13 protein-coding genes and 1 pseudogene are annotated in these 14431 nt (G+C 42.3%); 10 read left to right on the top strand and 4 right to left on the bottom strand.

The genetic code is table 11. The annotated features are described in order from the left end of the window. The 8 genes from HUX68_RS07600 to HUX68_RS07565 all read left to right on the top strand — a co-directional run bounded on the left by HUX68_RS07600 (position 1) and on the right by HUX68_RS07565 (position 7950). Positions 1-519 (top strand): acyltransferase, encoded by a 519-nt coding sequence (locus HUX68_RS07600; RefSeq protein WP_174614260.1) that lies wholly within the window; start codon positions 1-3, stop codon positions 517-519. A 13-nt stretch (positions 520-532) separates the two neighbouring features. Continuing rightward, positions 533-1075, top strand: a complete 543-nt coding sequence (locus tag HUX68_RS07595) for a glycerol-3-phosphate responsive antiterminator (protein WP_174614259.1) — start codon at positions 533-535, stop codon at positions 1073-1075. A 299-nt stretch (positions 1076-1374) separates the two neighbouring features. Further along, positions 1375-2205, top strand: a complete 831-nt coding sequence (locus HUX68_RS07590) for an MIP/aquaporin family protein (RefSeq protein ID WP_174614258.1) — start codon at positions 1375-1377, stop codon at positions 2203-2205. 17 nt (positions 2206-2222) lie between these two features. Then, complete coding sequence (gene glpK, locus HUX68_RS07585; protein ID WP_174614257.1) at positions 2223-3716, top strand: glycerol kinase GlpK; 1494 nt, start codon at positions 2223-2225, stop codon at positions 3714-3716. A 77-nt stretch (positions 3717-3793) separates the two neighbouring features. Beyond that, positions 3794-4786: a dihydroxyacetone kinase subunit DhaK gene (gene dhaK, locus HUX68_RS07580; RefSeq protein WP_174614256.1), complete on the top strand. Its 993-nt coding sequence runs from the start codon at positions 3794-3796 to the stop codon at positions 4784-4786. A 15-nt stretch (positions 4787-4801) separates the two neighbouring features. After that, on the top strand, positions 4802-5425 hold the full coding sequence (dhaL, locus tag HUX68_RS07575; RefSeq protein ID WP_174614255.1) for a dihydroxyacetone kinase subunit DhaL: 624 nt from the start codon (positions 4802-4804) through the stop codon (positions 5423-5425). After that, positions 5425-5811, top strand: a complete 387-nt coding sequence (dhaM, locus tag HUX68_RS07570; protein WP_174616380.1) for a dihydroxyacetone kinase phosphoryl donor subunit DhaM — start codon at positions 5425-5427, stop codon at positions 5809-5811. Before dhaL ends, dhaM begins: the two co-directional genes overlap by 1 nt. 465 nt (positions 5812-6276) lie before the next feature. After that, the gene (locus HUX68_RS07565) at positions 6277-7950 is read left to right on the top strand and encodes a glycerol-3-phosphate dehydrogenase/oxidase (RefSeq protein WP_174614254.1); all 1674 of its coding nucleotides are present in this window, start codon (positions 6277-6279) and stop codon (positions 7948-7950) included. Positions 7951-7977: 27 nt separating this feature from the next. Here HUX68_RS07565 and HUX68_RS07560 read toward each other — a convergent pair whose 3' ends face one another. The 4 genes and pseudogenes from HUX68_RS07560 to HUX68_RS07545 form a co-directional block, all read right to left on the bottom strand. Continuing rightward, positions 7978-8673 carry an ABC transporter permease gene (locus HUX68_RS07560; RefSeq protein WP_174614253.1) on the bottom strand — a complete coding sequence of 232 codons (696 nt, stop codon included), beginning with the start codon at positions 8671-8673 and terminating at the stop codon, positions 7978-7980. Beyond that, a complete protein-coding gene (locus HUX68_RS07555; RefSeq protein WP_174614252.1) occupies positions 8673-9521 on the bottom strand; it encodes an ABC transporter ATP-binding protein in 849 nt (282 codons plus the stop codon). Before HUX68_RS07555 ends, HUX68_RS07560 begins: the two co-directional genes overlap by 1 nt. 206 nt (positions 9522-9727) lie before the next feature. Beyond that, a complete protein-coding gene (locus HUX68_RS07550; RefSeq protein WP_174614251.1) occupies positions 9728-10678 on the bottom strand; it encodes a LytTR family transcriptional regulator DNA-binding domain-containing protein in 951 nt (316 codons plus the stop codon). Between the two features lie 552 nt (positions 10679-11230). Then, a pseudogene (locus tag HUX68_RS07545) lies at positions 11231-11905 on the bottom strand (nuclease-related domain-containing protein); the annotation flags it as partial. 386 nt (positions 11906-12291) lie between these two features. On the opposite strand from HUX68_RS07545, the gene HUX68_RS07540 reads away from it, so the two are divergent. Both HUX68_RS07540 and trxB read left to right on the top strand, forming a co-directional pair. Beyond that, complete coding sequence (locus HUX68_RS07540) at positions 12292-13281, top strand: tetratricopeptide repeat protein (RefSeq protein WP_174614250.1); 990 nt, start codon at positions 12292-12294, stop codon at positions 13279-13281. Between the two features lie 83 nt (positions 13282-13364). Then, on the top strand, positions 13365-14318 hold the full coding sequence (trxB, locus tag HUX68_RS07535; RefSeq protein ID WP_174614249.1) for a thioredoxin-disulfide reductase: 954 nt from the start codon (positions 13365-13367) through the stop codon (positions 14316-14318). Positions 14319-14431 lie beyond the last annotated feature (113 nt).

Below are 14431 nucleotides of genomic sequence, written 5' to 3'. Positions count from 1 at the left end.
ATGCGTAAAACCGAGCGTTACCATGTCAAAAATGCCAATTCATTGTGGCAGATCTATAAGACGGTGCCATTTTTGAAAGTGGCCAAAAACTTTATTTTTATTCAGGTTGCCCGATACACGCCATTTCTTGCAGCCAAGAATTGGATCTACCGGACATTTCTGCGTATGGCAATTGGTCAAAAGACATCGTTTGCCTTGATGGTGATGCCGGATATTATGTTTCCCGAAAAAATAACTGTTGGCGCCAACAGCGTTATTGGCTACAATACAACCATTCTGGCACATGAATATTTGATAAAAGAGTATCGGATTGGTGAAGTTATTATTGGGAATGAAGTAATGATCGGGGCGAATTCGACAGTGCTCCCCGGAGTAACAATCGGTGACGGGGCAATTGTTTCGGCCGGAACACTGGTGCATAAGGATGTGCCAGCAGGTGCATTTGTTGGCGGTAATCCGATGAAACTAATTTATACAAAAGAGGAAATGGAAAAGCGGATGGAAGAAAATTCGCTGTAAGGTGGTTTTTAAAATGGATGTACCAGCGGGAATTATTCCGGCAATACGGAGGATGAAGGATTTCGAAAAAGCACTCGAATCCGAATATGAGTATGTCATTTTTCTGGAAACGCGGCTTTCACGTCTGCAAAGTCTGGTGGATTACACCAAGCGTGCGGGGAAGAAGGCGTTAATTCATGTTGATCTCATTCAGGGTTTGAAGGCTGACGAATATGGAATGGAATTTCTTGTCCGTGAAATCAAACCGCATGGTGTGTTGTCAACAAGAGGCAATATTATCAAGCTCGCCAGGAAACATAAACTTTTGGCGATTCAGCGTGTCTTTCTGCTGGATAGCCATGCACTTGAACAGAACATAAAAATGATCAACCGGTTTCAACCGGATTGTATTGAGGTATTACCCGGTATTATTCCGGATGCCATACAGGAACTATCAGGACAGACGGATAAACCAGTTATCGCCGGAGGGCTGATCCGCTCATCTGAAGAGGTGAAAAATGCGTTAACCCAAGGGGCTGTTGCTGTGACGACCTCGAATAATAAATTATGGAATTAGTTAAAAGCAGACTGCCGATTTGATTTTGGCAGTCTGTTTATTCTGGAAGGCACGGAAAAATTAAAGTTGACAGCGGTTACACTTTAAGATAAAATAGTTTTTACAAGTTAAGAACGTGGTGGAGATACGGAGACCCACACTTTAATAGAACCTCCAGGACGAGGTCTGTCTATTAAGTGTGGGTCTTTGTTGTTCTTGCTTGAATAATTGTCAGATTGAGAGAATTGAAGACAGCGTTCTGGATGAGATAGTCTCATGTTCTTTTCAATCGCATCATATTCTTAAGGGAGATGATCTGCTTGCCGGAGTTTTTAGCAGAATTAGTTGGAACCATGATTCTCATTATTTTAGGTGGAGGTGTTGTTGGAGGAGTAGCTCTTAATCAATCAAAGGCTCAAGGATCCGGATGGATAGTTATTACCATCGGCTGGGGCCTTGCTGTTACAATGGGGGTATATGCGGTCGGTAAATTTACCGGTGCCCATATTAATCCAGCTGTCACACTGGGCTTTGCTGCAGCCGGAGACTTTCCATGGTCGAAAGTTCCGATGTATATTTCTGCACAGATGATTGGTGCATTCATTGGGGCTTGTATTGTTTTTCTTAACTATTTACCGCATTGGAAAAAAACAGATGATCAAATAGCGATGCGGGATGTGTTTTGTACAACCCCTGCCATCCGCAGTCCTTTTTCTAATTTGGTTAGTGAGATAATCGGTACATTCATCCTGTTGTCAGGGCTGATGTTTATTGGTGCCAATGAATTTACAGAGGGACTTAATCCGTTAATTGTCGGTCTGTTGATTGTTGCCATTGGAATGTCACTCGGCGGAACCACTGGGTATGCGATTAACCCTTCCCGTGACCTTGGACCGAGGATAGCCCACGCTCTCCTGCCAATACCAGGGAAAGGCGGTTCTGATTGGGGATACAGCTGGATACCGGTTGTTGGTCCGATTCTTGGCGGTGTTTATGGCGGCGTTTTCTATAAGGCAATTTTTGAAGGAAATTATACTGTGTTTTTTTGGATAATGAGTGCAATTATGCTTATCATTATGATAGGTGCCGCAAATTCTGAGCTTAAAAAAGGCAGAACCGTAGCGGACAAAGTGGAAGAACAAATTAATTAAATGGGAGGAATTTGATTATGGCAAAACAGTACATTTTATCGTTGGATCAGGGTACGACAAGTTCACGGGCAATTTTATTTGATCAGAACGGATCAATTGTGGAAACGGCACAAACCGAATTTGAGCAGTTCTTCCAAAAACCTGGCTGGGTGGAGCATGATGCAAATGAAATATGGACCTCCGTCTTGTCATGTATTGCCGAGGTGCTGCGGAAATCCGATATTGACCCAACCCAAATTGCCGGAATCGGTATTACCAACCAGCGGGAAACAACTGTAGTTTGGGATAAACATACCGGAAAACCAATTTATAAAGCGATTGTCTGGCAGTCACGCCAGACCGAAGACATCTGTAAAGAGCTGCGTGCCCAGGATTATAACGATTTGTTCCGTGAAAAAACCGGGTTACTGCTTGATCCATATTTTTCCGGAACAAAGGTGAAATGGATTCTGGATAATGTGGAAGGCGCAAGGGAAAAGGCGGATAATGGTGAATTGTTGTTTGGTACCATGGATACATGGATTGTTCATAAGCTATCCGGTGGCAAAGCGCATATAACGGATTATTCAAATGCATCCAGAACACTGATGTTTAACATATACGACTTAAAATGGGATGATGAGCTGCTGGATATTTTGGGCGTGCCGAAAAGCATGCTGCCGGAAGTCCGTCAGTCATCGGAAGTGTATGCCAACACGGTTGATTATCACTTCTTTGGTCATGAAGTGCCGATTGCCGGAATTGCCGGTGACCAGCAGGCAGCATTATTTGGTCAAGCGTGTTTTGACGAAGGTATGGCCAAGAACACATATGGTACCGGCTGTTTTATGCTGATGAACACTGGCGAAGAAGGGGTTAAGTCCGACAACGGGCTGCTGACGACATTGGCATGGGGTGTTGATGGCAAAGTGGAATATGCCCTGGAAGGAAGTATTTTTGTTGCAGGTTCGGCGATTCAATGGCTTCGCGATGGCTTGAAACTAATTGACTCGACATCGCAAAGTGAAGATTATGCTGCAAAAGTTGACTCAACAGAAGGTGTTTATATGGTTCCTGCATTTGTTGGACTTGGTACACCGTATTGGGACAGTGATGCACGTGGGGCTGTATTCGGGCTCACACGAGGAACAACAAGGGCTCACTTTATTCGTGCGACCCTTGAATCACTTGCGTACCAGACGAAAGATGTGCTGGATGCGATGATCGCTGACTCCGAAATAAACCTGAAAACATTGCGTGTTGATGGTGGTGCTGTCAAAAATGACTTATTAATGCAATTCCAGAGCGATGTTCTCGGGGTTCCGGTTGAACGACCGGTTGTACAGGAAACAACCGCACTGGGCGCAGCTTACCTGGCAGGACTGGCTGTCGGCTATTGGAAAGATAAGAATGAGATTGCTGCACAATGGAAGACTGACCATACGTTTAAACATGAAATGGAAGAGGAAAAACGTAATGAATTGTATTCTGGGTGGCAAAAAGCGGTAGAAGCTACGCGGAAGTTTAAATAATACTTTATTTAAGAGGGAATGAATGAGGCTAATCAGGAATCCCCTCTTTCATATATCCGAAAGCGAGGGATGATATAATGAAGAAAATCATCAATAACGCCAATGAAGTTGTCCGTGAGATGGTGGCAGGTATTGCTGCTGCTTATCCTGATGCGGTAAAGCAGATCCCGGAGACATCGGTTATCGTCAGAAAAGATTCCCCTGTTGAGGGAAAAGTAGGCATTGTAAGTGGTGGAGGAAGCGGACACGAACCTGCCCATGCCGGTTATGTCGGTAAAGGGATGCTTGATGCAGCCGTATCCGGGGAAGTTTTCACCTCACCAACCCCTGATCAGGTATTGGAAGCGATTAAAGCTGTCGATAGTGGAAATGGCGTATTTTTAGTTATTAAAAATTACACAGGTGATGTTCTTAATTTTGAAATGGCTGCCGAACTTGCCGAAACGGAAGGCATTGACGTGGAACAAGTGGTGGTAAATGATGATGTGGCTGTCGAGGACAGTTCGTTTACAACAGGGCGAAGAGGAATTGCCGGCACTGTACTTGTCCATAAAGCTGTCGGTGCGATGGCTGAAAAAGGAGCCTCACTAAAGGAAGTCAAAGCTGTCGCGGATAAGGCAGTTGCAAATATACGTTCAATTGGCATGGCGCTGACATCATGCATCGTTCCTGAAGCAGGTAAGCCAAGTTTTGAACTAGATGAAAATGAAATGGAAATCGGTATCGGTATTCACGGCGAGCCCGGAATTGAGCGGGAACCTCTGAAATCTGCTGATGAAATTGCCGAGCGTCTAACGGGAAAAGTACTAAGTGATATGGATTATTCGGGATCTGAAGTTGCTGTCATGATAAATGGCTTGGGTGCGACGCCCGAGATGGAATTGTACATTGTAAATAAAAAAGTTCAGCAAATACTAAAAGATAAAGGTATTCATGTGTACCGGACATATATAGGTGAATATATGACCTCACTGGAAATGGCAGGATGTTCGGTTACGTTAATGAAACTTGATGATGAACTTAAAGCATTATTGGATGCAGAGACTATTGCATCAGCATTTCGCTCATGAAAGGATTAATGCAATATGGAACTGACCGTAAAAGAAGTTGTTGCATGGCTGGAAATATCCAATACGACTATACAGGAAAACAAAGCATATTTAACTGAACTTGACCAGGCAATTGGTGATGGTGACCATGGCATTAACATGGCCAGAGGTTTTCAGGAAGTGGTCAATAAAGTCACAGGACAGGAGTATCAGACAATAGCGGATGTATGGAAGGACACCGCGACGACATTGATATCAAAAGTTGGCGGTGCATCCGGTCCGCTTTTGGGAACTGCATTTCTGAAAATGTCCTCCGCTGTCAAAGGACAAGAGTCACTTGATCCTGCCGATTTTGCGTCAGCACTTGATGCGGCGGTAAGAGGCATTAAACAGCGGGGAAAAGCGACCGAAGAAGAAAAAACAATGCTGGATGTCTGGTCACCGATGAAGGATTATTTTTCAAGCGCGGAACAGTTTTTACCTGAAGCGATTACTGAAACTGCTGGACAAGCGATGGAGAAAACAGAGGATATGATGGCGACGAAGGGAAGAGCTTCCTACTTCAAGGAAAAGTCAATCGGACATATTGACCCTGGTGCTGCAACATCGTATTATATTTTTTCCGGTCTGGCGGAAGCAGTTAAAGGAGGCGAACAGTGATGGCCTACACTGGATTGGTGTTGATATCACATAGTCCGAAGATTGCAGAAGGGATTTATGATATGATTCGCCAGGTTATTCATGATGTGCCTGTTGAACTTGCCGGCGGGACTGAAGACAATGAAATCGGTACAAACGCCGGTAAAATTCAGGAAGCAATCGAACGGGCAGATCACGGAAACGGCGTTTTGCTTTTCTATGATATCGGCAGCGCCAAAATGAATGCGGAACTTGCAATGGAATTAGCCGAGATTGAAAATGTGCAGCTGATGGAAGCGCCAATTATGGAAGGTGCTTATCTTGCTGCTGTTGAATCCGGCATGGGAAAAGGATTTGCGGATGTATCGGCCGCCGTTGTAAAAAAGTATGGTGAGGGAGTCAAATAACTTTACGGGCTTAAGCAGCTGTGATATCGTAGAGCTAAGTTAATAAATGTGTCGGAGAAATGGAGAAACCACAAATTGCTGAGGACCAAACTGTGTCATCAGTCCTGTTTGTGGTTTTTTTGTTGTGAAGACTAGGTGTTGCGATCTTAAATCAGCAGTTAGAAGGTGTTCTTTTTTGCATAAGCACAATTAAGCTACAGGCGAAATATCAACCGTACGGGACGAACATCAACCGTACAGGCAAAACATCAACCATACGGGGTCGAACATCAACCGCACAAGTGAAACATCAACGATATGTGTATGAACATCAACCGATACAATATAAGGGGTTCCAAGAAAACGAAAGCCGCTTTCATCAGAACCCCTTTCAACGAAAAACCACGTTACAAAGGAGCCAAGCTCCAATGACACATGAATCAAGCAAGAAATGGGTATTGATATTAAGGGAGGTCTGAACGGAATATGACTATTTTTTCAAGCTATCACAGAGATAAGATTTATCAAAATTTAACCGACAAACAGTTGGATGTACTGGTAATAGGCGGCGGTATCACTGGTTCCGGGATTGCACTTGATGCGGTTACCCGCGGGCTGAATACCGGAGTGATCGAAATGCAGGATTTTGCAGCGGGGACATCGAGCCGCTCAACAAAACTTGTGCATGGAGGACTGCGTTACTTGAAGCAATTTGAAGTAAAAATGGTAGCTGAGGTTGGCAAAGAGCGTGCGATTGTTTATGAGAACGGACCACATGTGACCACACCCGAGTGGATGATGCTGCCATTTTATACAGGAGGTAACTTTGGCCCGTTTACAACAAATGTCGGTCTGCGTGTCTATGATTTTCTGGCAGGCGTGAAAAAAGAAGAACGTCGAAAAATGCTCAGTGCCGATGAAACCTTGAAGAAAGAGCCACTTGTAAAATCAGAGGACTTAAAGGGAGCAGGTTACTATGTCGAGTATAAAACGGATGACGCCAGACTGACAATTGAGGTTATTAAGAAAGCTGTTGAACGCGGCGCGCATGCCATTAACTATGCAAAGGCTGTTGATTTAGTCTATGAATCGGGTAAAGTTGTCGGCGTGGTTGTGGAAGATCAGCTAACCGGAAAACAGCATACGATTTACGCCAAAAAGATTGTCAATGCAGGCGGACCCTGGGTGGATGATTTGCGGGAAATTGATGGTTCCAAGACCGGAAAATCACTGTACCTGACGAAGGGTGTGCACCTTGTATTTTCCAAGGAACGTTTTCCGCTGAAGCAGGCGATTTATTTTGATGCTCCGGATGGCAGAATGGTTTTTGCCATTCCACGTAATAAAAAAACGTATGTAGGTACAACGGACACAAGTTATGACGGTAATATTGCCCATCCGGTAATGACCGAAGCTGATCGTGACTATTTGATTGATGCGATAAAATATATTTTTCCGTCCCTGGAAATAACGACGAGCGATGTGGATTCGAGTTATGCCGGATTGCGGCCGCTGATTGCTGAAGAAGGAAAAGATGATCCGGATGAAATTTCACGAAAGGATGAGATCTTTATTTCTGATTCCGGCCTGATCTCCATGGCAGGCGGCAAGTTGACCGGATATCGCAAAATGGCTGAAGATGCGGTAGATACAGTCGTTGGGCAGTTGAAAAAAGAGGAGGATATTCTCTTTTCCGAATCGGTGACAGAAAATCTGCCAATCTCGGGCGGTGAAGTAGGCGGATCACAAGGGTTCCGGAAATTCAAAGAAGCCAAAATTTCCGAAGCGGCCGAGCTGGGAATTAACGAAGAAGCTGCCATATTCTTAGTTCAGAAATATGGTGCCAATACTGATAAAATTTTTCAGCTGTATCAGGAAGAAAAGGTCAATGCGGAAAATGCAGGGATTGATCCGACTGTGTTTGCGGAATTGACATATGCCATTGAATATGAATTGACGTACAAACCGGTTGATTTCTTTATCCGGCGGACCGGAGCACTGTTTTTTGACATTGGCTTTGTGCGCACGCATAAAGATAAGGTGATTGCTTACATGTCGGATAGACTTAAGTGGAGCGATGAACAAATGAAAAACTATTCTGACGAGCTTGAACAACTGCTTTTTGAAGCAGTACATCCGGTGGAAACAAATAATGGCTAATCGCTGTGTGCGATTAGCCTTTTCCATTTAATCATCTGTTCTGGTTTTCCTGAAGCAAACGTACATAAAGAGCGCTGCAGCAAGCAGCCAAGTCAGGACGATTCCCAATGGCAGCCATGACTCTGTTTCATGCATCTTAATCAACTGTGGGAGCGGGAATACTTCAATCATTTTTGTTATAATACTGTCTTCGTCAATCCCCAGCATTGTAAACATTGGCGTGAATCCGAATAAGAACATCACTGGCATCATGTATGCAGATGTAGATGCGACGGTCTTTGCAAAAAGTCCAATCCCAATTCTGAGGAATAAAAAGAATAGGAATAAAAGTGCCAGACCTATAATTGGTTTAATTGTCAGAAATGGTTCAATTCCGACAATCAGGAGTGAAATGACCAATGTAATCATTGTCACCAACCCTGTTACAAGGCTTTTTCCCACCAGAATATCAATAAATGACGCGGGTGACAGGATAAGTCCGCGTAACGTTCTCTTTTCGTTTTCCTCCGCTATCATCGTCATCATAGCAGTAGATGTTACCGTCGAAAATACTACGCCAACAATTACGTACAGCATAAACAGTGGAAGTTGCTCTTCACCACCAAGACGGGAGTACAATAATGCCAGGATAACTGAAATAACAGGCATCATTAACAACATCATATTTTTCATAAAATCTTTAATATCTTTTTCAAAAATTGCCTGGATACGCTGAACATTCATTATACAAGCTCCTTTCCGGTTACTTTCAAAAAGATCTGCCCGAGCGTAGGCTTATCAGTATGCATAGACCGGATTTGCTTATCCGTAATTAGAGTTCTGATCTGATCCGCATTTTCGGGGATATTTTCGATGATTAACTTTTCACCATCAATTGTTTCCACATGAAAAGCATGAGTCGAATATTTATGGCGAAGTGCTTCCGGTTCATCCAGCTCCTGCAGTTTTCCATTGTTTAAAAAGGCGACCCGATCACACAATTCAGTAGCTTCCTCCATGTTATGCGTGGTTAAAAAAATGGTCGTACCGGCTTCGTTGAGTGCTTGAAGCCCCCGATGGATTTGTGCCATATTTCCCGGATCAAGCGCTGAAGTCGGCTCATCCAGAAAAACAAGCGCAGGTTTATGAATAAGTGCCTTGGCAAGCAGAATACGCTGTTTCATGCCTTTTGATAACTTTGAAACAGTTTTGGTTCGTTCCTCTTCCATGTTTACATCCTGCAAAATCGCATCAATTTGTTCAAGTGGTGCATGGTACAGTTTGCAGAATAGTTTCAGATTGTCATAGACTGACAGCCGTTCATATAAAGCGCTGTTATCTGACAGAATGCCAATTTTTGATTTGAAGTGTGATGAATTAAATTCCGATGACGGTTCACCTAAAACGGAAATATCTCCATCCGTTTTGTTCAGTTCTCCGGTTAAAATTTTGATGGTCGTTGTTTTACCGGATCCACTCGGTCCAAGCAATCCAAAAATTTCCCCTTTTCGGACATGGAAACTTAAATCATTAATGGCGGATTTCTGTCCGAAATTTTTGTGTAAATGGTCTGCTTCAATCACATTTTCCACTGTAATACCTCCTTGTTCGTGTCTGGATTCATATTATCCTGAAATGCCTGTAATTGCAGCAATAATACGGTGAAATGAGTCACAGAAAAGCTGAAATGTACCAATATCGCATTGAAAAATTATACGCTGGACAGTTTATTACATGCTTTTTGCGATGAATTGTACCGTTTTGATATTGAATGCAATGGTGTTTTGGCAAAATGTACTTATTTCAGGTTAAAAATATGCTGGATCTCCTGCACCTTTGTCCGTGAAAGTGGGATAGTCGATTGACTTTTATTGTTAATGCGAAGTGAATATGTATTTTTTGACCAGGTTATGATCTCACGTACTTTTTGCAGATTTACAACGTAGGAACGGTGACATCGGTAAAAACCGTAAAATTCCAGCCGTTTCTCAATTTCAGCTAATGTGGAATCCATCGTATATGATTCATTATTGATTACAATTTGGGACTTTCCATCCTGACTTTCAATATAATCGATTTCCGGTGGGTCAAATAATATAACCTTATCATCAATCTTTGCAGGAACTTTGAATAATTTTTTTACCGATGGAGATGCAGATGAATTATCTTCAACAACATCCATCTCCTCGGTTTCCATCTGGACCTTATGTAACCCGTGGTCGCGCAGACTGTATGGAGAATTACTGAGCAAAATCGCATGCTCCATGTTTGAAACCAGGATAAGTACCGGTGTTCGATCGCCAACCAGTTCCTGCAGCATATTCATAAACGTATTTATGGTCAACAGGTTAACTCCCTGAATTGGTTCCCGGAAAACGATAAGAGCTGCAGACATCATATATTGTTTGGCAAAATAAACGCGCCGCAATTCTGAAACTGAACATGTTTTAAGTGGATGGCTGGCGGAACGGTGCAGTTCAAACATGACCAGGATCTCCGGAAGCGGCTTACTGCATCCGAACCATTTATGGAAAAAGGAGACATTTTGTTCTACAGTCAATCGTTCGTATAACCCCTCGCCCATATCAAAAATAGTTACATCCCTGTTTTGTTGTAGCCTGCTAATAAGCTGCCCCTGCATTTCGGAATCACTATGTACAACAGCCGGATTCGTACCTTCAATTGTAAGGGAAATCCCGGGCAGGGACTCATTCTCTCCGCCAACCATATCAATTTTATACTTTGTCATAATCATACTCCCCAGTTTATGAATAATTCCAAGGTATAGTATATCATGATTTAACCGGGGGAGGATTTGTTGATTAAAATTTAGGATTTTTCATCTTTAAGAGATGAAGGTACAGCTTCAAGAGTTAGCTCTGCATATTCGAGAGAGTTTGAAGCATAACCTCGAAAGTTAGCCTGGCATATTCGAGAGTTTGAAGCCCAACTTCGAAAGTTAGTCTGGCATATTCGAGAGTTTGAAGCCTAACTTCAAGAGTTAGCCCTGCACATTCGAGAGTTTGAAGTCTAACTTCAAGATTCAACCCATCACATTCGACAGATGAAGGCACAACTTCAGGAGTTTGCACAACGACCCATAGTTCGGGAATCAATAGTAGCCTTCAGAATGTTGTTGCTGTATATATTTCGTTACCTTTTTCGGAATGTAAGACTTTTGTGGAAAACCTGTCAGACTCGGGGAGAGATATTTTCGTGAGCTAGTATTTCCGATTACCTCAAGGTTCATGGATTTCAACAGAGAGTTGCAAGTTATGGATGAGTCGATTTTTAAATAATTTCAGCATTGTTTATTAGTAATCGTATCCCCATACAGTAGGAAGTAATCAAGAATGTCTTGTATGTGCGCTTTTGAATCACTTGCATTACAGCGGGGACAAGTCCAGCCATGATATGTCCGTTCCATCGGACAGAAATGGCACTTCTTGCAAATAACGCCTTTGACTAGGTGATGATCCTGGATATTCAATTTTCCACGGACATCGGTACGGAGTGGATCATTTTTTTGGTGGATGATCGAGGCAATCTTTCTAATGGTGGAATTATTCAGGACAGCCCGTTGGTATTTGTTTTCGATCATTTGAATGCGCTGGTGCAGGCTGGCAGTGTGGATGATTTTCTCATATGCAATTGGATCCTGATGAATATTTTCGATTATAGTGGATGGATAAGCTATCACAACGAGGGTTTCAATTGGAATGCCAGTAATTCCAAACTGCTGGAACCACGTTTGCAAATGCAACTTCTGGGCTTCTGCCTGCATGATCGGATCTTTGTAAGCCTTGATCTTTCCATCAACCACTTGTGTTAATTGCTTCTGTTTCGAATCATACTGCAGTGTTCCCATAACGTTTTTAGTCTCGAGAATCAGGAAAAAATTTATGGACAGGATAAGAGTATCAATCTGGAAGTGAAATGGGGGATTTTTCAGTCGCAGGCCCCGTATAATAACAAAATTATCCCGGGGAAAGGTGGAAAGAGCATAGTCTACATTTCTTTCGCCGTCATACCCGGCCTTTTCTTTTCGTTAAACCAGTATTTTTCCTGAATCCTCCGCAAAATTGCTTCTAGAATAAGTAAATCATAAGTTTTTGATCTAAAATCATTCAACAGTGGAATCACCTCTTTATAAAAGTTTAATTTATATATTCGACAAATTTTGTAAAAATCCTGCTTAAATCAATTTAAATTACTTCTGCACAAAATATCGTGATTACGGGTAAACTAATACTAAGTAAAAATCATCATAAAATGTACACACACTTTTTGTTTTTCATGTATGATTGTTCCAGTATTTATGATATACTTTTGTCGATATAAATCGAGTTAAGGGGGATAAACATGCATCAGAATAAAACATATCAGCAACAGGAGAATGTTTTCCCTCTTATTCCGGAAGGCGATTTTTATTTTCAAAAAGGTGTTGAAGCGTTCCAAAAGCGGAAGTTCGAAGGGGCTATTAAATGGCTGCGGAAAGCAATTGAAATGGCACCCGACGACCCGCTTTATCAGTGTCAGATGTCCATTATTTATACAGAAATTGGTGCGTACCATACGGCAAATCAATTGTTGACAAAAGTTCTGGAATCGTCCGGCAGTGATTACACAGATTGTTATTATTTGCTGGCAAATAATTATGCACATCTTGGTCTGTTGAATGACGCTAAAAAGTATGCCAAATCCTATCTTGATAACGAACCGGATGGCGAGTTTCAGGAAGCGGCAGAACAGCTGATTGAAATGGTTGATATTGATGAAGATGATGAATGGCTGAATGATGAGGAAGATGAGCTTCTTGTTTATCAGGAGACCGTTTTTTATCATATGGAAAACGATGATTGGGAGAAGGCCCTTCCATTACTTGAAGATATGATTAAACTGTTTCCAGGTCATCCGTTAGTAAATCATGACTATTCGCAGGCATTATTCTATTCCGGATACGAGGAAGACGCAGTTGCGATGGAATCGGAGTTGCTGGAACAGGATGCGGATTCCTTGTACAGTCATATAAATCTTGCTATATTTTCGTATGAATTGGGAAATATAACGAAATACCAACGCCATATTCAGGCACTGGAAAATGTATATCCGCTTCATGAACAGCTGCAGCTGCGGATTGCCATCACCTTTGCGAGAACGGAAAGGTATCAGGAAGCTTATACAAGATTTCGCCGCTTAAATAAAAGTACGGCCAAAAATTACTTATCCTATTACAAGTACTACAGTATTGCTGCTTACCGGCTTGGCGAACCATCCAAAGCACTTTCATTGTGGGAGGAAGGATGTAAGCGGCATCCGGGATTATCCGATCAGGATGGTCCTTGGGTATAATCAAGCAGAAAAGTAGACTTCATTCGGTAATTTTAATACGATGAATGTGGTTTGAATAATTGTTAAAGAAAGGACTGAGAATCATGTCCGAAGAGCGTATGTATGATGTAATTATAGCAGGTGCAGGCCCTGCTGGAATGACCGCTGCAGTTTATGCATCAAGGGCAAACTTGGATACCCTGATGATTGAACGTGGGATTCCGGGCGGTCAAATGGCCAATACGGAAGATGTTGAAAATTTCCCCGGTTTCGACCATGTACTGGGACCGGATTTATCCAATAAAATGTTTGAGCATGCAAAAAAATTCGGCGCGGAATATGCGTATGGTGATATAAAAGATGTTGTTGATTATGGTGATTACAAAACCGTTATTGCCGGGTCAAAAGAATATAATACACGGGTGCTCATTATAACTACCGGTGCACAATATAAGAAACTCGGTATTCCTGGTGAAGAAGAACTGGGCGGACGTGGTGTATCTTATTGTGCTGTTTGTGATGGTGCATTTTTTAAAGAAAAAAATCTTTTCGTCATTGGTGGTGGAGACTCTGCTGTTGAAGAAGGAATATATTTAACACGCTTTGCTGATAAAGTGACGGTTGTACATCGTCGTGATAAGCTGCGTGCGCAAAAAATTATCCAGGATCGTGCGTTTGACAATGAGAAAATTGAATTTATCTGGGACACAGAAGCGAAAACTATCAACGGCCCAGATGGAAAAGTCAGCAGTGTATCCTTGTTCAATAATAAAACAGGTGAGGAGATGGAAAAACCAATTGACGGGGTTTTCATCTATATTGGAATGGTTCCGCTTAGTGAGCCGTTTAAATCACTTGGAATTACGAATGAAGAAGGATACATTCCGACAAATGAAAATATGGAGACATCGATCCCAGGCATTTATGCTGCCGGAGATATTCGGGATAAAACGCTGCGACAAATTGTGACAGCAACCGGAGATGGCAGTATAGCAGCTGAAAACGCACAGAAATATATTGAGAACCTGATGGAAGAGTTGAAGGCCGCCAAATCGTGATTATGTTATTGAAAAACTGAATTTATTCAGAAAGTAATTGCTTTTTAACCCTGTTGTAACACGCATGCAATAAAGTTTGGGTATAATATAATTAACTAATTGACCCCCTTTTA

This window comes from Virgibacillus ihumii (assembly GCF_902726655.1).
GTDB classification, from domain to species: Bacteria; Bacillota; Bacilli; order Bacillales; family Amphibacillaceae; genus Lentibacillus; species Lentibacillus ihumii.
The sequence above is the reverse complement of the archived record's forward strand: the minus strand, read 5'-3'. Positions and strand labels throughout refer to the sequence as shown.